Origin of the sequence: Enterococcus florum, assembly GCF_004309355.1 — a bacterium.
Taxonomy (GTDB): domain Bacteria; phylum Bacillota; class Bacilli; order Lactobacillales; family Enterococcaceae; genus Enterococcus_A; species Enterococcus_A florum.
Genome location: NZ_BJCC01000022.1, coordinates 65,612 through 87,461, shown reverse-complemented (window position 1 = coordinate 87,461; position 21,850 = coordinate 65,612). Strand labels below are relative to the sequence as shown.

Below are 21,850 nucleotides of genomic sequence, written 5' to 3'. Positions count from 1 at the left end.
TTCTCTAATAAAGAAGATTGAATTAAGTTAATGAATATTTTTTTTGTAAATAGCAATTTAAACTTTTTAGTAATGCGTATTTGATTTTGGCAAAACCAATTGCCTGAAAACCTTTATTTATCAAGGTTTCTTTAAGAATCCACGCACTACACAAAAGAATCACCTGAACAATCGCTCAGGTGATCTGCCAAAAAGTGATTCATAAAGCTTGAAATTGAACCGTTTACAAGGTCACTTTATTCCACTCATGTAAATCTTAAATAAAATTGTGAAAAAAGATTATTCTATTTTATTACAGAAATTTTAAGAATCGTTCGTAGAGAGTCACCCTTTAATAACCTTAGAACTAGCAAAAAAAGATGCACTGACACAATTGTATGTCCGTGCATCTTATTCGTTATTGCTTAGATTGCTTGGTCATGTAAGCGACGGTATTTCATCAGCGCTACTGCCATCAAGCCCATACCCACAACTAGGAATGCTACGATCCCCATGCCGCCAGTTGATGGCAAGAAGCCGCCTGAAGAAACGTTTGCTACTTTAGACAATGCGTCTGTTTCCGTATAAGATCCATTATTGATTGAAAAATCGAAATCATCATCCAACAATAGGAAGCCATTTGGTGCTTTCATTTCCACCAATGCGTATTCGCCATATTCTAAACCAACAACTTCAAATGTTCCATCGTTTGCAGATTTGAATTTCGTTGCGCCAGATAATTCGCTCTTATTAGTATATTCTACCCAAGTTGCTTCTTTAGCTGCATTTTGAACCAAGTAATATTTTTTGCCGCCAGCTTCTTTGACAACAGCAAATTCTGCTCCGCCTAAGCCTTGTGTTTCTTTGCCAGCTTCGTGTTTGAAGAATTTACGTCCACCAGTTCGAACACCAGGAGGCGGCGTATCTACACCACGGTTGTCATCTACATTGCCATCATGTGTCATGTTGACTTTCAAATCATTCTTTACTTCAGTATCCACGTCTGTATGCTCAGTCAATGAGATCCCATAAACGATCTCGATTTTTTGACCAGCAAATTGTTTCAAGTAATCAGCAGTCGCTTTAGATGTTGCATATTTCGCAGCATCTGTAAGGTTTGTTTCGCTGTTCAAGTTCGCAGCTAAATCAAATCCAGCAGCATCAGCATATGGTGCAGTTGTTCCATAAGGAGTCAACGTCATGTGTGTATAAAACTCTGTCAATTCAGCGCCTTTGATTTCTTTGCCGTTGATAACAACTTTTGAGATTCCTTCAAATTTCACACCCGTTTTTGATACTCTATCGACCAAGGTGAATTTGTTGTAACGCGTTTGTACTTCGTTTGTATCAGCATCTACTGTCTTCACATCACCAATTTGGCTAGGGAAGTTGAAAGAAGCTTTGTAGTTGATTAATTTGCCGATTTCAAATGTGTAGTTGTCTTCACCTGCTGGAAGAGCTGGCAATTGGTTGCCGTCTTCGTCAACCAAGATTTTTTCTGGTCCAGGTTTGTCTGTTACTTTATTTTTTGGATACAAATGAATGTCTGTTAATTCAGTAGAACCGTCCATTGCTGGCAAGACTAAGATTGTTGGATTCACATCATGTTGGTAGCCTGAAGGAAGTTTTTCTGCAAAGTAGTAAACTTTGTAAGTTCCGTCAGCAGCACGTTTTTCTAGTCCGCTGAACGTCACTTCGCCTTTGTCATCTGTTGTATCCATTGGTGCTGCTTGTGTTGCTTTTGACGGATTGAAGACATACGATTTCATCCAATTTTCTGTCTTTTCCTTCGCTTGCTCATTTGTTTCGTTACCTGTTAAAGCTAAAGTTTTATAGAAATCCTCAGTGATGTCGTAAGGTGTGTATTCAACACCTTCTAAGCCTTGGAAGTGATCAAAAGCACTGTTGATCTTCCCGTCATTTTTGATTGCTTCTGATGGAAACTCATCCATTTTCTTTTTGTGAAGTGTTACGTTCACTTCTTCGGCTGCTTCGGCTGTACTTCCTAAGCCAAAGACCCCTGTTGCCAACGGCACGATGCATGCTGCTGCCGCTAACATTGTCATTAATTTGCGTTTCATTCCTTATTTCCCCCTAAATTAGTTTTTATTAGACCCATCGCCGCAAGTAACAATACTAATCCGCCCAATACGATACCGTTTGTCGCGACATCATTGGTTTGCGGGTACGACTTGCTGGAAGATGGTAATCCCTGAGTTAATTCTGTTGTCTTTTGAACAACCTCCGTGCGTGTTGGCGGTTCCTCTTTCTTTGGTTCTTGAGGAACTTCTTTGTCCGCGTATTTTCCATAAATGAGTAACTGATTACTTTCGTTTTCTGTATCCAGATAATACTGTGGCAAATAAATCACGATCGGCAGCAAGAGCTGGTCGCTGGTTTCGTTTTTGGCAAGGACGAGATAGGCTGCATCCTTTTTGTTTTGGTAGCGTTCAACGGTGAAAACAGCTTTGCCTTCACGATCCACACGAATCGATTCATGCACGACCTGTAATTGTTCTGCTGCTACGAATTCTTGCATTTTTTCTTTCGTGACTTGCTCATCCATCAGAAATCCCATGGCTTCTTTTTCCGTTCGGTCATTGGTATGCCGCCAGTTGCTCAAGTCATAGACTGCAAAGTCGACATTTTCTGTTCCAGGTACAAGTTTTCCTTCTTTTTTTGTATCGATTTGAACTTCTACGGGGTTCTGCTCCACGGCATAGGCAGGCAGTACAAACAATCCGTTGATCACTAAAAGGATCAGACCAAAGTAAGCGGCTATTTTTTTCATTGGACGCCCCTCCGTCTATTTACATACTCGTACACGATCCCCAACAGGCTGCCTAAACCAACAAATATTGCTGAAATTTTCAGCATTGAATTGATCCCGAATCCACCTGTACTCGGCAATGGGTTGCCCATCATGTTTTCGACGACGATCGTGATTTTGTTATGACTAAGTGAACTGGTAACTTCCACATTTGAGTTCGTATCAGAAGTCACACGACCATCTTCGTGAATCTCAAATTTGAAGACATCCTTCAATCCTACAAAACCTTCTGGAGTTCTTGTTTCCTTCAATTCATATTTACCAGGTTTCAACCCTGTAAAATTGAAGGTCGATCCTGTGTCAATCGTCGTTTTGGTGCCATCTGGTTTCTTCAGCTCGAACGCTGCACCTGAAAGCTCCTTGCCGCGCCCATCAACTTTGTTGATCTCTGCGGTGAAATCGTTCAGCTTATTCACAGCTTGGAAATTCGTTTGACCATTGATCTTCGCAGTTAGTGCCGTTCCCGCTGTATTTTCAGCGATCACTAGCTCCAAATCAGACATTTTTTGATATCCTTGCGGCACATAACTCTCTTCGATCTTATACGTACCTATTGGAAGACCTTGGATAGAAACAACGCCGCTGGCATTTGGCACTATATCTGCTGCTGCAAACTTGCCGTCATCGCGTGTCACATTGAATTTCGGCAGATCCGTCCCTGTAAATGGCTGTCCATTTTGAGCGACTTTCGTAAAGGAAGTATCGGTCTTCATCAGTTTATTGGTGATGACGATTCCGCCAGCCGCTAGATTTTCTGAAGTAAAGCTTTCTTGAGAATACGTCGGCTTTTCATAGCCTGAGACTCTATCTTTGCCTTCAATCTTCTCAACCACACGATAGGTATTGGCTTCGCCGCCTTCAATGTCAGTGAAGCTCCCGCTCCAGCCATTGCCAGCATCCAACTCGATCGTTTTAATATCTGTCCATGTAGTTCCATCTTTCTTTTGTAAGACAGCATCGATTTTCTCTGTTCGTAGTGTCCATTGATTGCCAGTATCCGTCCAATTTTTTTGAACCGGAATTTCGAATTTCGAAATGCGTTGTGGTTTTCGTACTGAAGGAACACCGAAGTCTAGTTTGTCACTGGTTCGTTCAGGAGTTGGTTCCAAGATAGTCGGCTTGTTCGCTTGATACCATTTACCTTCTTCCGCTTCCGCTTTCAGCTTCACACGGTATTCGATCTGTAATTCTTGGCCATAGGACAGATAGGTCAACGTATCATTGCCTAATGTGATCGTCCGCTTATCTGTTGTCGCCTTTGCTTTCGGCACTGGATTCAATGGATCTCCCGCTACTTGATTCGTTGTTGGGCCATCAACAAGAGTTACCATGTCCCCTAATGGATCAAGCAGCTTTCCATTATCAACAGTTCGTGTGACAATTTTGTACCAATCCATAACATAACTAGTCACATCTGCTGAATCTTCGATATGCTGGAACAAATAATGGGAATCAGATGTTCCCGAAGTTCCTGCCCTTTGCGTGGACATCCTAGATAATCCACTTAACAATTGTGACTTAGTAAATCCACCTTGATCAGTAATGGCAACAGCAAGAGCATGAATTTCTACCCCTTTTTGTTTAATCGCAAAAGCGGTTGAATTTGCTAAAGTGATATGACTGGTAATCTTATGTCCCGTCGGCAGCACTGCTGCAGCAAAGGGATCACCACCGTTGCCACCTACATTTTGTCCTATATTATAATTAGGTTTATTTCCTTGATTAAAGGTTCCTACAATCACAGGATCAATTTTATTCAAGGAATGTGGCGCATCATCGCCTGCTCTTGACAAAGGGGTCCAACTTTTTGTTGGTGCACCATCTGTCAAAACAAACATCATCTTTTTGCGGTTTGTATTTGCGCCTTGTCCTGCATCCTCTAGCAAATCACTTCCTATTTGAATCGCTTTTTGAGTAAACGTTTGTCCTTGAGTCTGCGTTTTCTCATAGGTTGTTGCCAAGTTCGTCCATTTGGTTGTATCCTCACTAACAGCATGCCTGCTTGCTACGTCCGTTCCGAAAATAACTCCACCAACGCGAAGATTCGCATCTTCATCTGTTTTCAGCTTAACTAACTCTTCAGTCAGCTTTTTCATTGCCGCATTGGCTTTTCCTTTTCTGTTGTTTTTTGGATTGAATGGATCTGTATTCATTGAATTGGAAGCATCCAAAATGAACACAATATCCACACCTGGCTCATAATTGATATTCCCGCGAACATTTAAGCGAATCAAAAACTCATCTTCAACATCTGTTTCCATCGCCATTTTGCGAATCGACAGGTTTTCTTTGTCGGTTCCTCGACTTCCATAATGGAAATATGAGTTTGTTCGATCATCCGCCGAAGTGTCCCAGGTAGTCACACCGTCCCAACCAGCCACATTGTCTCGCATCCCTTGATGGTTGATGACGTTTTTCTGATCTTTCGGCTGCCATGAATGCGTTGGATAAACTCCTGTCGCATCAGTGGTATATTCTGGTTCACGTTCCCCATACAACGGCAAATTTTGTGAATAATTCGCTATCGAAAATGGTATTCCCGTTTCTGACAGTGTCGAAATCTCTCCTGAATAAACTGAACTCGTTGTGACTTGTGTCGGATTAACCAACACATAAGGTTCACCATCATTAAAAATGGTTTCTTCAATGATCGTTTCATCGTTCTCCTCCAGCTCCTCTTCTAATCGAAGGTAAAGCTGCAGTTTTTGTTGCGTTTGAGGTACAGCAAAAGTCCATTCTCGTTTTTCCGATGCTGAGAATTCTTCTTCTACATACCAATCGTTTTCAGTTTTTAGACCATTTGCTTTTTGGTATTCGATTGGATCTCCTTGAGTGTCTGTGCATTTGAACTTTATGCGTTGACGTCCATTTGGCGTATCACTTTTTCTATCCATCTCAAGATGCCAATGATTAAACGCCCCTTTTTCTTCTACTTTGTACGTCAATTTGACATTTTGCTCATTGACCAAAGCAGTTCCAGTTTCCGCGTATGCTCTTGCAGTCGGCAAAAGATGAGATAAAAATGAGAAAGCTATTGCCAGGCTAACTACTTTTATTAGTTTTTTCAATTTCCCTCCTCCTTCTTTTCTTACTTTGCCTGAGCTATTACATTCTAACCGATTTTCATTTTTTATATTTTTTTTCAAAAAAAAACACCCTCGTTCTTTTTTTTCTCACTCTCTTTTAATCCACAAGCATCGCGATACCTAGATACGTTATTTTTTGTTTTTGTTAACTAGAATTTAAGTTGTTGAGTATTTTTTTATTGAAAAAAAAATACTCTTTTTGGTATATAAAGTCTTAAAAAGACTTTATAATCAACCTTTTTTTGTCTATACCACTTGTATCCTTTCTAATTCTTCTTAGATGCCCTTCTTCAAAATAAATGTTTTTAGTTATTTTCTAAATTTACTCTACAAAAACCGTTATTTATTTTGTAATGGAAGCGATAAGGACTTACTTGGTTTATTCTTCAATTTTTTTGTTAACTAGCTATTTTTTCGTCCTATTCATACTTTTTTATGAGAAAAAAATGAAAAAAATATCAAAAAGCATTCATTTTAGAATTTTGCTTATTCATCCTGTACCAATCAAGCAATTCAAAGAAAAATTCAATACTCAAAAATTTTATTTTTTATTCAATAAATAGTGCGCATCCTAATGATTTCAATCAGCTTTTTTTAACATATTGACCTCTCTCTGAAGAAGACAAAGAGCACTCATCGAAAAAAATTTCATGTGTTCATAAAGCTAGTTTATTTATTACCAGTTGATACTATTGGGTTATCCATACTATTAACCGCTTTATCTCAATAAATGAATCCATCGTCTTTCAAAAAATGAACGGAGACGACAATTTTTTTCTTGAAACTAAAAAAAGATACAGCCAGAAAAATTCTTCTGAATGTATCTTGCTGCACCTTTGTTCAATTAGACTTTTTCCTAAATTTCTAAAAATTCTCCTCCATTTTATACACCTGCTCGCATGATGGTCGCTTGATTCTTTTCTTTCATCACCTTTGCTAAGTTCCCGACACCTTCATAACAGCTCCTGTTCCATTGAGCAGTGATTCAAATTCAATGACTGCAAGGAATCAACTACGTTTCAATAGGTCAATAAATACCAAAAAAATCGCTGGAATAATGATATCGGTTATTCCGGCGACTTATTTTTATTCAGTATTGGCTTGTTTCTAGGCGAATCATTGTCGTAATATCGATTCATTTATTCTCTAAAAAATGAGTATCGTCATCTTCGTAAAAAGCCTCCAGTTGTCAAATCAAACCCTTCGAAACAGCGATTCGGACGGCATCCGCTCGATTGACAGCCCCCAGATCACCATAAATGTTTTTGATGTGGGTGCGAACGGTGGTCACTGCGATATGACGCTGCTCTGCAATTTCTTCTGCTGTTAATCCTTTGGCTAAATCTTGCAGGATCTCTTTTCTGCGCGGTGTGAGTTTGACGGTTTGGTTTTCTGCGTCATTTTGTTTACGTAGTGTGCCTACTTTCCGTTCCAGTCCTTTAGCCTTTGTGAAAATCAGGTCCAGCCAAGTATCATCAAATTTTTCTTGCGCATCTTCACGCGCAATTTGGATCAAATACCGCATATCCCCGGCACAGCCAATGAATGGTGTAATTATATTGTTTCCGAAACTCATTTCATACGAGGCTTCAAGATCTCTGATCGCCAGCTCACGATTGCCGATTTTAGAATAAGTAATGGCTCGATATATTTTGACATACATCAGACTCAACCAATGACCTGAATATACCCGATAGACCTCTTCCAAATAATTCAGCAACGCGATCGCTTCCCAAAAATCGTAGGTTTGAATCATATACCTTGCTTGAGTAAACCCATTTCGAACAATTTCCCATTTTGATTTTTCACGGGTAGATTCTTCGATCATCCTGCTAGGGACATCTTTTACACTTTGCAGATACAAAGCGATCCAACCGGTTAATTGTGCATGAAGACCGTTATATTGATAAAGTTCCAGTTCATTAATCAATTTACCAATTTCTTTTAATTGATTTTGCGCTTCCTGCAATTCGCCTTTTACTAATCCAATGCGTAATAAATACTCTCTAGCAAGCAAAATGATTTCCGGGATCTGATCGTTCTTCCCAATATACAGCAGCTCTAAAAATCTTACTTTCGCCTCTTTTATTTTAAATGTATAATAAGCGATCTCTGCGGCGAAAAAGCGGTCAACGTAAATGTTCCTTCCCTTCAACAGAATCGTTATACTTGGATTTACGGCTTCGTACATTTTCTGGGCCTTTATCAGCTGATCATTCACGCCTTTTTCGTAACGTGGCAAGCGCAGCCAAGAAGCTTTTAAGATGATCGGTGCAGGCTCTCCCCAGTAACGGCTGCCATCCGGAAGATACGTACTGGCAATTTTGATATGCTCCAAAGAACTGACTTCGCCTTTCATGCTCATGATTCGAGAAAGCATAAAATGGATTTCTCCCAGTATTTCTTTATCCGAAGTCGCTTTGTCCTCTAGCTTTTCCAAAAGTTCAGTTAAAATTGGTTCAATTCGGTCTGTTTTTCCAAGAAAGAAAAGCAGCGAAACCCGTTGCAACTCTGCTCGCGGATGCTCCTCCAGATATTCTTTTGATAACAATTTCGACTGCTCGAAGAGGAACAACGTTTGATTGTAATCAGTAGTAGGCGTCATCAATTGCCATATTGCTTCTACCGCTTGATCTTGGAGTCCGCTCTTTAGAAGTAATGGCAAGGCCTCTTCTAAATCATTTTGTTTAAAAAGGATGGTCGCAACCAGTTGCATCACTGCTTTTTTTTCTGTGTCTGACAATTTTGCTTGATACCCTCTCAGAAACTCTTTGTAGGTTTCTTGAATATGGATGACCCCTTTTTTATAATCGAAGAAAAACATTGGGTGATTTTCCAACAACTCACGGTCTTCCTCATCTAGTGAATCAAGTAATTTTAACGGGAGCACATCCACTAAGGCTAATTTAATCAATAGCTTTTTCGTTTGTTTAGAATAATTTCGATACAAATAGAAATAGCACAATTGTTGGATTTTTTCTAACGATCCTGTGTAGGTCTCATCGGCCATCGTATGCTGTTCTGCTAGTATCGATAACGGCAGCGGCCAACCATACCATTTTTCAGTAAGTTTTTCAGCTTGTTCTTGCGTGATTGAAAGACGATTCTTTTTAAAAAGGCTCTGGACCTCTTTACTGCTGAGCCTTAACTCTTCTTCGCCAATCAAGTAAAAGGAGACATTACTCTTGATGCATAGCCGGCCAAGCTCTGTTTTCCGACTGCTGATAACGATGAGGGTCAGCTTTTCAAACGATGCTTCTATAAGGTTTTCATACAAAAAGAGAACTTTTTGATCCGTCAATAGACTGTAGTCATCAATCACCAGTACAGCTTCTTCATCATTCATCTCAATAATCTCGATCAATTCGGCGATTTGAGCGGGTTCATCGGGCATGCTTAGCGCGTGCAAGGCTTCTTTTTTTTCGGGCATGATCTCATTTAGCGCTTTCAACAATTGTTTCCAATGAAAAAACAAATGATTATCCATCTTGCGGAGGCGTAACCAAGCATAATTTTTCTTTCTTTCATTAAGAAAGGCTTTTACTTGTTCACTCTTACCATATCCAGGCGCCGCTTCAATCAAAATGACGGCATGATGCATTGCTTGTTTTAGTAATCCTTCGACTCGATGTTTGTGATTTTCTTCCATCTTATCACGCTCTTTTTACTTTTATTTTATCACAGGAACCAATGGGATGAATAACTAGTTAGATTTCTCCAAAATTCCGGCTGGTTTTTCACTCTAAGGAGAGAGCAGGGCTGTCACATTTTAAGCGACCTCCCTGCGACTCAAAAAGGGCTTATTTTTTTTTGCGATTGTATAGATGCCAGCCACCCAGACCACTCATCCCAATTCCCCAACAGATCAAAGCGGCGATGGCAAAGCTGCTGGATCCTCTGCCGCCAGTTGCCGGCATTTCTCCGTTGGCGTGCTTGTTTATGATCCGCCACATGCCTTGGTGTTCGCCTTCTGGAATCTTCTCAAATACTGGCGGCTGTCCATCCTTACCGGGCAGACCAATGATCTGATCATTTTCGAAAAACCCATCTTCTTCACTAAAGGTCAAGCGCCACTGCCCTTGCGGGTGAACATATAAAAATGGCGCTTTGGTTTCGACTAACTGAAAATAGCGTCCTTCTTGAACCGGGATTTCCAAGAAATCCACCCGTCCATCCGCCCTACTCGTTTGCGTGTCAATCAATTGCCATTTACCTGCGGCTAAACTAGCATCATTGACTAGATCAGACTCTTTCGGCGAACCATTGCCTTTCCATACATACAAACTAAATTCTGCGTTCGGTAATCCCACGTTCTCTTCATTTTGTTTGATAAAACTGAAGTCATAACCGACATAACGCCATCCCCCGCTGAACAGAATATCTTTCCCGGCAATCGTCTTCTCATTCTCGTCCCAGCCCAGGAACTCCCACCATTGTCCGTCTTTTGTTCGAACTTTATTGGTCACTTGATCGGCTTGAACCGGTGTGTTATTGGCGAAGCCACCTTTGGAAAGCGGAAGCAGTTTTCTGACTTCTTCCGGCAACTCTTTGCCTGGGAAGCTGACGTTCTTGAATTCGAAATGGGCCAAATAGCGATCTAACTGCGGCTGCTCTACTGTTTCAAGACATTCTGCAGGATCTAGAGGATTCTTGGTACTGATGGCTTCTAACGACTCATTCGTTTCCAAGGTCCCAGTGGTCACAAATTCTTTCCCTTCTTCTACCCGTACCTTGATTTTCAACGTATGGGCTACACCTTGAGCACAATCACGCAAATCCCAAGTAATGTTTCTTTTGTCTGCGCTGACGATCACACTGCCGCCGTCAGGAGAAAGCTCAAAGTCCGCTTGCGTACCAGAAGGCAATTCAAATTCCTTGCCCAACACATCTTCTAGTTTCACGGTCAAGGGTTCAGCGTGGTTGATCACATCTTTTACCACATCCGCCATGATTTTTTCGAATGAGTCCGTATCATCTGCGACGTAGACAGTTTTTTCATCGTGAGAAAGTTTTTTTAGCGCCTCAGGTGTACCATTATTTTCAGCATACATCGCTACAGGATAAACATTTACACCATTCTTACGTAGACTATCCGCTTGACTGATACCATTTCCTCTATTAGGCTCCCCATCACTTAAAAAAATAACCGCTTGTTCTCGTCCCTGCTGTTTATTATTTTCTAATAACTTGATTGCCCCGTTCATTCCCGCATCGTAGTTTGTGTCTTGTGCCCAGCAGGAAGGGCTTTTGATGAGATGGTTCTTTACCTCATCAGAGGTAGTCATAAAGTTTGACGTATAGAGTGGCTCCTCTTTATCTCCAAATGCTACTACTGCCACACGATTATCGTATCCTAGCTGATCGCTTTCTAAAAACATTTTGGAAGCATCATTCACTATATCATCCGTTAGATAGGCTCTAGGATAATTATAGTTCACTCCATTTTTTGTTATTGGTGTGGGTGACAGCATTGAGGCACTATAATCCATTACAAATACAATATCTACGTTTGCAATTCGATCAAAATTGTACCCGTAATCAATTCGAATTTCCGCCTCTGTCCGTTCTTTGTTTGTCCATTTCGCTCCTTTATGAAGCAATGTCTTGTTTCTCGAACTATCAACTTTACTTTCATACGCTTCAGCTTCAGCAGGGAGTGCGATCGGTTCTACTGTTAAATTTGGCAGCACCCCTTTTACTTCAGCAATTTTTTGGTGATGCAATTCTTTGTAACCATTGATTGTATTCATAAACGTTTTTTCACCGAACGTCTTAATTGAATCCGGAATATTGATTACTGTACCGCCCAATCCCTCACAGTCACGGAATGATTGTGTTCCTACCGATTTTAAAGCAGGATCGCTACCAAAATTTAATGAAGTAATGTTTTTACATGCACTGAACGCCTCATCGCCGATCGCTGTTAACGTTTTACAGCTTGAAAAATCCAGTGTGCCTGACAATCCTTCGCAATATGTGAACGCATAAGGACCGATCTCCTCTAATTTCTCACAGTTTTCAAATGAAATACTACTCAATTTTTTGCAGTTACTGAACGCTCGCTCTTCAATTTTTTTCAATGCTTTACAGTTTGAAAAATCCAATGCAACTGCTAGATTTCCGCATTTAGCGAACGCATAAGAGCCAATCGCAACTAACCTCTCACAAGTATCAAATGAAACATAATTCAACTTGGTACATCCCTTAAAGGCACTGGCTCTGATTTCTCTTAAATAGCGACACTTTTCAAAATAGATTTTTTCTAAATTGGTACAGCCTTCAAAGGCTCCTTCAAAAATGTACTCTAAATTGGAATTCCCTGTAAATCTTAGGCTTTTTATTTTTTTATTATTGAGAAATGCGTTCTCATAAATATGGACGACATCGTAATTTTTTCCGTTCAATACTACAGTATCAGGAATCTCAATAGTCGCGTTTTCAGCAATCTGATTCCCATGGACGACACCTGCCCTCCCGTCTGACCAAAGCCGATAGTAAACATTTCCAAGACTAGAAGCGACGCCTTCCCAATCGATCGTAGCGGCTGCCATAGTGGAGTGGCTTTGGCGATTGGAATTAGCAGGCTTTTCTGCAGAGTCATCATTGCTCGTCGCCTGAACTGGTCCTAAATCTTTTTCACTTTTACTTGTTTCTCCTTCTTTCTCAGCTTGTGACGGCTTTATTTCTTCATCCGTGGACTGTGTAGGAGCCGCTTCTTCGGACTCAACAAGAAACTTCGAATTTTCAGGTGCTGACTCTGGTGATTTCTGCTTTTTATTGACAACCGTACTGCTCGTTGTCCCAACAATGCTTTCTTTCGCGAACGCTTGCAACGGATGCGAAAAAAGTGTATATAAAGAAATAACCACTACCATTATTAAAGTACTAATCCTAGTCATACGGGTACAGAATCCCTTTTTCTTTTTCATTTACATCACCCTCTTTTATGTCTTTTTCATACTGTGAGTATAACGAGAAAAAAAAGGGAAATCTTCCTCAAAATGGATGGTAAAAACTATTTCATGACGGAAAAAGCCGCTATTCCTCTTCTATTTTTTTATTTTTTTTCTGCAGTTTGAATAAAATAAATTTTCTAGGTTACCTGAAGGAATTTATCCCAAAAAATAATATTTAATCAATTTATTGGCAAACAAAAAAAGCTTTGACATACCTGTCATAGCCTTTTAAAAAAACGCATAGTTGGTGTGAATGAAGCAGCTCTTTTAGAACTAAGCCGAATACTCGCGAAAATAAGAGAAGCGATTTTCGGATTATTCGGCTTATCCACGGAGCTAGACACTTTCGTCATAGTATGTTTTTAGTGTGTAAGTTCGAAGTGGAGTGAAATACATCATAAATTGATGCCTAGCCACAATTTTGTCCCATTGTAAAAAGGGAATAGATCATTTATTTCTATCTTTCTCTTTGTTTTTTTCACCAATGATTAGACGGTCCTGTAGATTCATTTGTTCAAAATAAGAAACGATTTCAGCTTGTGAAGAATTAAAGACTAAGGTCAAGCGATTATTCTTATTTTTATAAAAGGAGACGAACTGCGCTTGATTTGGTAGTTCTTCGATCTGAATCTTTTTAAACTCATCAAAATCACCTGTTAAAACACCTAACTTAATCAAATGATCTTCGCTGAACCCCTCTTTCATAAAACCAAATGTGAAAATAAGAGTGGCAAAGGCAATCAACTTGATTTGATCAGCTGGATTATTCGACCAAAAGATGATGAGTAACGTAATGGCTAAAACCACTGAAAGACTCTTCTTTATCCAACTGCTTTTAGCAGCTAATGTTATCTTTTTTTGTTCCTTCACTTGTAAAATAATCAAGACCACTAAGAAAATCGCGATTGCTACAGCCTCTGCCATCTTTTTTCACCTTCCTTTACCACTCAGCTATCGTACCGTCATAATTCTTCCATTGAGGGTTCGTCCAAACCAGCCCTTCTTGCGCAATTTCTTCAATCTTTTCTTCATCCATTTCAAGACCTAGTCCCGGTTTATCTGGTAAGTCGACATACCCATCTTTGTATTGGAAAACATCCTTATTTTTCACGAAATCCAACAAGTCAAAGCCCTTATTGTAATGAATTCCTAAGCTTTGTTCCTGAATGAAAACATTTGGTGTACAAGAATCTACTTGTAGTGTTGCCGCTAGTGCGATTGGCCCATAGGGTGCATGAGGAGCAACAGCCACGTCATAAGCTTCTGCCATAGCCGCAATTTTCTTCGTTTCAAGAATGCCTCCGCATAAGGCAACGTCTGGCTGGATGACATCAATCGCCCCTTGATTGAAGATGTTCTTAAATTGCCAGCGAGTATACAAACGTTCGCCAGTTGCCAGCGGTACCGCAACTGCATTTGCCACCTCCTTGAAGTGTTCTTCATTTTCTGGTAAGACTACTTCTTCTAGGAACATCGGATGATAAGGTTCGAGAGCCTTTGCCAGCACTTTGGCCATTGGCTTGTGCACACGACCATGGAAATCGACTCCAATCGACAGTTTGCTGCCAAAATGATCATAAATGGATGCTACTCGTTCAACTACTTCTTCAACCTTTTCATAAGAATCAATATAGTGCAGCTCCGAGGTAGCATTCATCTTGATTGCAGTGAACCCTCGATCAAAACGATCTTGCGCTTGTTCTAATACCTCGTTAGGACGATCGCCCCCAATCCAGGAATAGACTTTAATGTTATCGCGCGCAGCACCGCCTAGTAATTCGTAAACAGGTACGCCAAAGGCCTTTCCTTTGATGTCCCATAAGGCCATCTCAATTCCAGAAACAATCGTTCCATTGATGGGGCCTCCACGGAAAAAGGAACGGTGCATTTCTTGAAATAGGCGCTCAATCTCAAAAGGATTTCTCCCAATCAACCGATTGCCGATTTCATAAGCTCCAGCAACCACTGTTTCCGTCTTAGTACCTGAGATCATTTCGCCCCAGCCATCGATACCTTCATCTGTACTAACCTTAATAAATATCCAGCGAGGCTTTACTTTGTATACTTTAATCTTTGAAATTTTCACGATAGGACTCCCTTTTTAGTTTGTAGCTTCCTTCATAGTTTCCACATTGATTTTCTTAACACCTTCGAAATAATACCAAGCCCCTGCAAAAACCAGCAGTAAGATTGGAATCCCAATCATTGGTTTAAAGGTAAAGGCTAAGAAAACCAAATAACTTTGAATCATTGCGGTTGCCGCAAATGATGAAATCAGCATCGCGTTTGCTCCTAATTCGATTCCGACTGATTTGGCAATCGCAGTTAAAACAGGTGCTGTCGCAGTACCACACCATAGTAGTGAAGCAGTAACAACTAATCCAATCACGATATTCTTCAGTAAGTTCCCTCTAGTTAATGCAACGACCATTGCTACTCGGAAAGGAACCACGGCTAAATCGGCGAATGGCAGCACACGATTTCCTGGCAACACTAACGCCATAGCGATCGTCAATGGAATAATAATCAAAGCGGTCGTAATAACATCTGGATTTCCTACTACAACGGCTGCATCTAATCCGATAAATAGACGACGTCCTTTGAATTTGGCTTGCGACCATTTTTGAGCCGCATCAGATATTGGCATCAGCCCTTCCATAAACAAAGAAGTCATTTTAGGAATCAAAACCAATACAGCAGACATGCTTACTCCTAGCTGGAATATTTGTGTCACATCAAAGCCTGCTAACAATCCAATCACCAGACCAATTGCCAAGCCCATAATCATTGAATCCCCAAAGAAGCCTAAGTATTTTTGTGCATCTTTAATGGTGAAGGTTGACTTGCGGAATAATGGAATGCGATCCAATAACCAGTTTAATGGCCAAGCAATAACCAGCGATGACAAAGCTGAGACAGTCGGTAATGAAACACCCGGAATTCCAAAGAAGCCTTCCACCATCGGTTGTGACCAATCAGAAATTTTGAAGGTAATAATGGCCATCACAACCGAAGCACCGACTCCCAAGAAAACATTTTTGGTTACAAAGTAAACCATTACCCCTACGATTGCCATATGATGATAATTCCAAATATCCACATCCAGTGTATTGGTTCGTTTCAATACGAGTAAGATAATATTGACAATCAGAATTGCAAAGACCAACAGGGCAATAATCGGTGAAGCCCATGTAACAGCAGCTATTGATCCCCAGCCAACATCTAATGCATCTAATTGAACGCCTGTCCGCTCAACCATAGCCTTTGCAGCTGGCCCCACATTGGTCGTCATAAAATCAAGAATCAACTTAATCCCAGCAAAACCGATCCCCAACGTCAAACCTGATTTAAATGCTCTAGTGATTTTTAACCCAAAAATCAAACCGATGACTGTAATAATTACTGGCAGCATAACCGTCGGCCCAGCAGCCATCAGAAAGTTGAAGACACTCATAATTACTTTCATTTTTGTCCCTCCTCGATAGGTAGCCTATTTAACATAGTTCAAAATCTCTTCCATCGTCTGTTCCATTCCCATACCAATCAGGATCGGCATTCCTTTAACTACAGGAACATCTCCTGTCTGACCTTCAAATTCGCCAGTGGTGATTAACAAATCGTAATCTTGAACTTTGCCTGGAACTTCCATTAGTTTTGTTTGAGTAGTATCAACTTGAACTCCTTGATTCGTTAAATATTCTTTTACCTTAGTCGCTACTACTGTTGATGTCGCGATTCCATTTCCACAAGCAATTAAAATTCTTTTCATAATCATTTCCTCCTACTACTATTTTTAAGCCACAACTTTCTCTAAAAGTTGTAATAGTTCTTTATTTGTTTTTGTTTTAACCATCGCTTTCCGCAAAGGTTCATCTTGGATGATTGCCACGATTTTTTGCAGCATTTCTACCTGTCCATGCGGCTCACCAATCGCCATCATGATCACAATCTGAATTGGCAGCTCCGCCTGTTTCTTTTCCATGTTGTGAAATTCAACAGGCTGTTTTAACGTAGCAATCGCCAATGTTGTTTTGTTTACCATTTCGAAGTTCGCATGAGGAATCGCTATCCCCGGTTCTGACGAAGGCAATCCTGTTGGATATTCTTTTTCTCTTTCCTGAATTGCTTGAATGTATTCATGCTTTACATAGCCCTTTTCAAACAGCTTTTCTGCTAAAAAGGATAGTACTTCTTCTTTCGTTTTCGCGATTACTTCTCTAAATACTAATTCTTCATGCAAAAACAATTCCATCAAACACCTACTCCTTCCACACTAGAAATTAATTTCCGCATCGATTTTGCTAACTTCTCACTAGCTAGGTCATCCAAATCCTTCTTATTAAACATTCCTGAACCAAGTCCTAAATAGCTTGCACCATTTGATAGGAAACTTTGAGCATTTTCGATCGAGATTCCGCCAACACCCATTAATGGCAGTTTCCCCAAGGGTGCCTGGACGTCTTTGAAAAAACGTGGGGTTACAACTGAAGCCGGGAATACTTTGACAATATCTGCTCCTCGAGTAAACATTTCATCGATTTCCGAAGGAGTCATCGCTGCTGGCACACTCAACACCTGGTGTTGCTTGGCGTAATCCAGCATTTCTTGGGTAAAGATATGAGGTCCTAATAAAAATTGCGCTCCAGCGTGAATTGCTTCTTTCACATCCTTGATTGAACGAACAGTCCCCGCACCTATATAAATTGAATCCCCATACTTTTCTGTCAGCTGTCGAATCTGCTGTAATGCATCAGGCGTGTTTAATGTCATCTCAACAGCGAAATTTTTTTCAAGACCCTCCATGGCTTTTAAAATGGCATCCGCCTGTTGAAAGGTATAACCACGCATAATAATCGTGAAGCGAGGGTAATCTTTAATCTTCATTCCAAACCTCTCTTATCATGTAAATTGTCGAATTAACTGGTAGATTGATGTTGTCTCTTGTTTCGTTAATAATTCATGTAAAACTTCTTGATTTGTACTAATATCCGCAATTTGATTAATCGCTTTCAAATGTTTGGTCAAATCGAGGAACGATAAAGGAAATATCAGTTGAATCCCTTTGCGATTAGGAAAGTCAATCTTCTTTTGACTTATCAATAAACTGATTCCTTCTCTTTGAATCCCATGCTCTGCCGTAGTATGCGGAATACATGTTTTTTCACCAAAAAAACCGGCATAGTTTGGCTGTTGAATTTGCTGCAGACAGTCAGTTATGAATGCCTCATTGACCACCTGATTATCTATCAAGGGTTTACAGGCCAAAATAATCGCTTCTTCCCAGCTGATTTCTTCATCAATAACGGTGATATAATTCGGCTTTAAGTAGTACGTTAGTGATGGCAGGACTTTGGTATTTTCTAATGGTGAATCTTGTTTTTCCTGCAGAAGGAAATATTGAAGCTCTTCCTTCAATTCTTTCGAGTTGGAGACCTCGGAATATCTCTGGATGATCCCCATCAAGCGATCCACCGACTGATCCACTTCATTGATTCCTAGTTCATTTAATACTCGATACCGCAAGCTGATTTGTTCTTTATAGGTCATGATCGGATCAATGATGAATTGAGGCAATTCTGTTTCCAATGGAATTGTTGTAAAAACAAGATCATAATCTACTTCAAACTGATAAAAATCTCGAACGGAAAATGAGGATAAAAAGTGCAGTTCGGAAAAAAGTTTTTCCAAACTTTCTCTGATTACTTTTGAAACCATCACTCCATTCGTACAAACAACAACAGCTCTCGGTTTTTGTTTTTTAACGACATGTTGATTGCTTAACTGAAAACCGAAATAATAAGAAAGAAGCTCCAATTCATCGTTAGGAAACGCTCGTCTCAACCAATTTTCAGTTGGAACGATCAACTCCTTCATCAAGTCGCTCAAAATAGCGTGGTTGCTATCTTGGATTAAACTATCTAGCGAATACACACCCAAGCTCAAGTTGTACTTGATCCTAAAACATGCGGGACGCAAATGATTGAGAATACGCCGTTCAAAGTTTTCACGATCTTCTATTGTAGTGAATGTCTGCCGTTCAAAATTGGAGACCATTTCTCTAATCAGCTCTTTGAGTTGCCTATCCGAATCAAACTCCTGCGTTGTTTTCTTTTCAAAAATATTTGATATCAAAAACAGCAGCGTTATCCACTCAAGATAGCTTTCAGAAAGCTTCCATTCCGTCTCTTTAATTAGAACATTCAAAAAGCGATATTCAGGGGTATCTCTTACCTCTCCTTCAAAAAAACCATCTACGCCTAATTCACTCTTAACTACTCCTCGAGCTAGAAGCAAGGGTAATACTGTTTTTAAATACTCCAATGATTCATCTGAGTAACTTAAATGCAACAATTGTTCCATATTATGAATAAGATGGATGACTTCTTCTCTGGAGATACGATTGCTTAACTGTTCCAACTGCTCCTCTCGTTTAATGATTGGGTAGCGCTTCACTAAATCAGATAAGAGCTGCATAATTCTATGTTCCGATTTTTCTATATGGTAGCCATTAACACGATCATATTTCAGTGTTAGGTAATACTTTTCTATAAGCTGCTCTGCTTTTTTCAAATCTTCAGTTACAGTTGTCTTACCGATGGATAAATAATCGCTAAGATGATCAATACTCACGTAATTGTTAGTGACAATAAACATGATAATTAACGCAATTCTTTCATTATCTGATGGAATTAGGTTCAGCTGTCTCGCTTGTGTTTGTTGGGTCGAAATCATTTGCAAAACTTCCAGTGGAATATTAAAATCGCCGGTATGGTTACGCTGGATACTTGGCATTTTCTGAGTGATCAATTCAGAATTAAATTGGTTGATAGCATAGTTGATTTGCCTTCGTGTCAATCCAAGCTCTTTCGTTAATTCAGCCATTTTTATCTCCGGCTTCTTTACTAACAAAGTCAGAATATTTCGGATCCGTTCATTCATTTTTTCCCCTCCCGACATGTTTATTATAAGGGAAAACTTAGTCTGTTAGTTCTTGCTTTTCAACCTAATTTTGTCATAGTTCGATAGATGTTTTGTCACAGTCAAAGGTAACTATAAAAATGCTGCTGGCTAAGGTCCTTTTTTATTTCATGATGCAAAACTCACTATGTACTAGTCATTCGACGGCAACAATGTAACAGAAAAAACCGAGTACAAAATCGCTAAATCGATTTTATACTCGGTGATGAGCCAGCTGGAGGTTATACGAATAATGTAAACATTTCAATTTGTGCTTTTCCATCATAACTTTTGTAAAAGGGGCACTTTTCATTTAGCTTCATTGAATAGGCCTATTTTGACAACCCTACTCCCCCGAATATTATTCAAAGATTCCCCTTCTCATCAATCTATTTGGCTACATTATTAAAATTAATTTTTCGCGGTAGACATTGTTGAGATAGGCGAAAAAAAGGGGGTAATAGTTTCTATCATCACTTATTTTCCCTGCCATACGGGATAGTTGAAAATATTAACTACTATATCATGTATGATATACAAGAGTGTTTCTAAGATGATTGGGCTTCACGATAATAATATATACTTATATTTTCATATGTTACTTCTACAGTTTTAAAAAGAGACACTGAAAAATTAAGTCTGACCTTGCGACGAAATATTCTCGTTCACCTTTAAAATCTCTAGCATCGAATAATTCATCCGAAATAACATACTCAGATTGTGTTACTTTCACTAAAAGGCTGAACTTCTAATTTTCCTTGTAGTAAGCAGTATCAGGAATACCTCCTTTTTCTTTAGGAGCGAACAACATTGTTCCGCCGTTGTTCCCCATAATAATCCGATCTCTACTTGAATCCGTACCATCTTCATCCAACCCTTCGGAGGGACTAGTACCTTTTAATGCAAGCATCAAATTCATTCCATTTGGAGCCGGAGCTGGAACAAATGATAAATAAATTACATTGCTTTGCTTCACGGGGTCGTTTAATGTAAAGTGAGTTAATCCTCCCAATCCATCTCCAGATAACGTAACCTCCCCATTGTTAAATGTTAATTGATACCCATTTGAATTAGTCCAAGTCCCATTCATGGATGTATAATCACCACTCAATATAGGAGTCTCCTCTAAACCAGTAGAATTAGTTTGTTTTTCCAAACTACTTGAAGTTTCAGCAAATTCTTTTGAGGAAGTTGAACTCGCAATCACGCTGCTTTTTTCATTACTAGCAATGATTGAGCTAGAACTAGCTTTATCACTGGTCTCCTTTGAAGAACTCGAAGAACTCGATGAATTGGCAGAATCATTTGTAGAACAACCCACCAATCCTATAGAAACAACTGCTATCAGTAGAAATAATTTTCTGTTTTTCATATGTATTCTCCTTCTAATTTAAAATAATAATTCTAGTATTTTGAGTAAGCTTTGCGCACGAACAAGATGACGCATTCTTTTAGTCGCAGTGGATTGGTTTCAAAAAATGAGTCCACTTTATTGACATAGATCCATAGTGTTTACAAAAGGACATTCGTATTTCATTAAACTCACCTATTCTTATTTTCATTCAATTATTTATGCTGCTATACTACGTCTGCTATTCGATCTAAGATTTTTCAGTGATCTGGCATTCCTCATCTCTTGAATCATAAACATAATAGTCGATATCAATCGCCGTTTCTGTTTCTGAACAAAAATCGATTACTTCTTTACTAGGACTTATGCACGGATGGACTTCATCAATGTATATCGAGGGAACGATCTCTAATGAAAATGATAAGTCAAATTCAGCCTTTAAATGTTTCAGTTTTTCTTTTTTAGGTATTAATTCTTTTAGTGTGCTATGCATCTGATTTTCGACCAAAACATCGTACACCTCACACAGCCCAAATTTCCATGCTGCAAAATCAAATTTTTTTCCATTCTTTTTCTCATCGCCGATCCGCCATTGCTCGAATGGCTTCAAATTCAGATATCTCGTGAGATCATCAGGTTCAAAATTCCCTGTAATAATGAAATAAGTATAGCAACTGGTTTTATCTGTCAT

14 protein-coding genes are annotated in these 21,850 nt (G+C 39.5%); all 14 read right to left on the bottom strand.

The genetic code is table 11. The annotated features are described in order from the left end of the window. Positions 1-404: 404 nt before the first annotated feature. On the bottom strand, positions 405-2,060 hold the full coding sequence (locus NRIC_RS13025) for a SpaH/EbpB family LPXTG-anchored major pilin (RefSeq protein ID WP_150136657.1): 1,656 nt from the start codon (positions 2,058-2,060) through the stop codon (positions 405-407). After that, complete coding sequence (locus NRIC_RS13020; RefSeq protein WP_146623137.1) at positions 2,057-2,770, bottom strand: pilin N-terminal domain-containing protein; 714 nt, start codon at positions 2,768-2,770, stop codon at positions 2,057-2,059. Before NRIC_RS13020 ends, NRIC_RS13025 begins: the two co-directional genes overlap by 4 nt. After that, a complete protein-coding gene (locus NRIC_RS13015; RefSeq protein ID WP_146623136.1) occupies positions 2,767-5,877 on the bottom strand; it encodes a vWA domain-containing protein in 3,111 nt (1,036 codons plus the stop codon). The genes NRIC_RS13020 and NRIC_RS13015 overlap by 4 nt, the downstream gene beginning before the upstream one ends. A 1,207-nt stretch (positions 5,878-7,084) precedes the next feature. Beyond that, the gene (locus NRIC_RS13010) at positions 7,085-9,544 is read right to left on the bottom strand and encodes a LuxR C-terminal-related transcriptional regulator (protein ID WP_146623135.1); all 2,460 of its coding nucleotides are present in this window, start codon (positions 9,542-9,544) and stop codon (positions 7,085-7,087) included. Positions 9,545-9,695: 151 nt separating this feature from the next. Then, positions 9,696-12,824, bottom strand: coding sequence for a leucine-rich repeat protein (locus tag NRIC_RS13005; RefSeq protein WP_146623134.1), 3,129 nt, complete (start codon positions 12,822-12,824; stop codon positions 9,696-9,698). Between the two features lie 474 nt (positions 12,825-13,298). After that, a complete protein-coding gene (locus tag NRIC_RS13000; RefSeq protein WP_146623133.1) occupies positions 13,299-13,775 on the bottom strand; it encodes a hypothetical protein in 477 nt (158 codons plus the stop codon). 16 nt (positions 13,776-13,791) lie between these two features. Beyond that, on the bottom strand, positions 13,792-14,937 hold the full coding sequence (gene dgoD / locus NRIC_RS12995; RefSeq protein ID WP_146623132.1) for a galactonate dehydratase: 1,146 nt from the start codon (positions 14,935-14,937) through the stop codon (positions 13,792-13,794). A gap of 15 nt (positions 14,938-14,952) precedes the next feature. After that, positions 14,953-16,317: a PTS galactitol transporter subunit IIC gene (locus NRIC_RS12990; RefSeq protein ID WP_146623131.1), complete on the bottom strand. Its 1,365-nt coding sequence runs from the start codon at positions 16,315-16,317 to the stop codon at positions 14,953-14,955. Positions 16,318-16,341: 24 nt separating this feature from the next. Continuing rightward, positions 16,342-16,620: a PTS sugar transporter subunit IIB gene (locus NRIC_RS12985; protein WP_146623130.1), complete on the bottom strand. Its 279-nt coding sequence runs from the start codon at positions 16,618-16,620 to the stop codon at positions 16,342-16,344. Positions 16,621-16,644: 24 nt separating this feature from the next. Then, entirely contained in the window at positions 16,645-17,103 is a 459-nt protein-coding gene (locus NRIC_RS12980; RefSeq protein ID WP_146623129.1) for a PTS sugar transporter subunit IIA, read from the bottom strand. Further along, positions 17,103-17,735: a bifunctional 4-hydroxy-2-oxoglutarate aldolase/2-dehydro-3-deoxy-phosphogluconate aldolase gene (locus NRIC_RS12975; protein WP_146623128.1), complete on the bottom strand. Its 633-nt coding sequence runs from the start codon at positions 17,733-17,735 to the stop codon at positions 17,103-17,105. Before NRIC_RS12975 ends, NRIC_RS12980 begins: the two co-directional genes overlap by 1 nt. Before the next feature lie 15 nt (positions 17,736-17,750). Then, on the bottom strand, positions 17,751-19,790 hold the full coding sequence (locus NRIC_RS19930) for a BglG family transcription antiterminator (protein ID WP_146623127.1): 2,040 nt from the start codon (positions 19,788-19,790) through the stop codon (positions 17,751-17,753). A gap of 766 nt (positions 19,791-20,556) precedes the next feature. Then, positions 20,557-21,180 carry a DUF6287 domain-containing protein gene (locus tag NRIC_RS19315; protein WP_175580092.1) on the bottom strand — a complete coding sequence of 208 codons (624 nt, stop codon included), beginning with the start codon at positions 21,178-21,180 and terminating at the stop codon, positions 20,557-20,559. Between the two features lie 229 nt (positions 21,181-21,409). After that, entirely contained in the window at positions 21,410-21,850 is a 441-nt protein-coding gene (locus tag NRIC_RS12960; RefSeq protein WP_146623126.1) for a DUF4279 domain-containing protein, read from the bottom strand.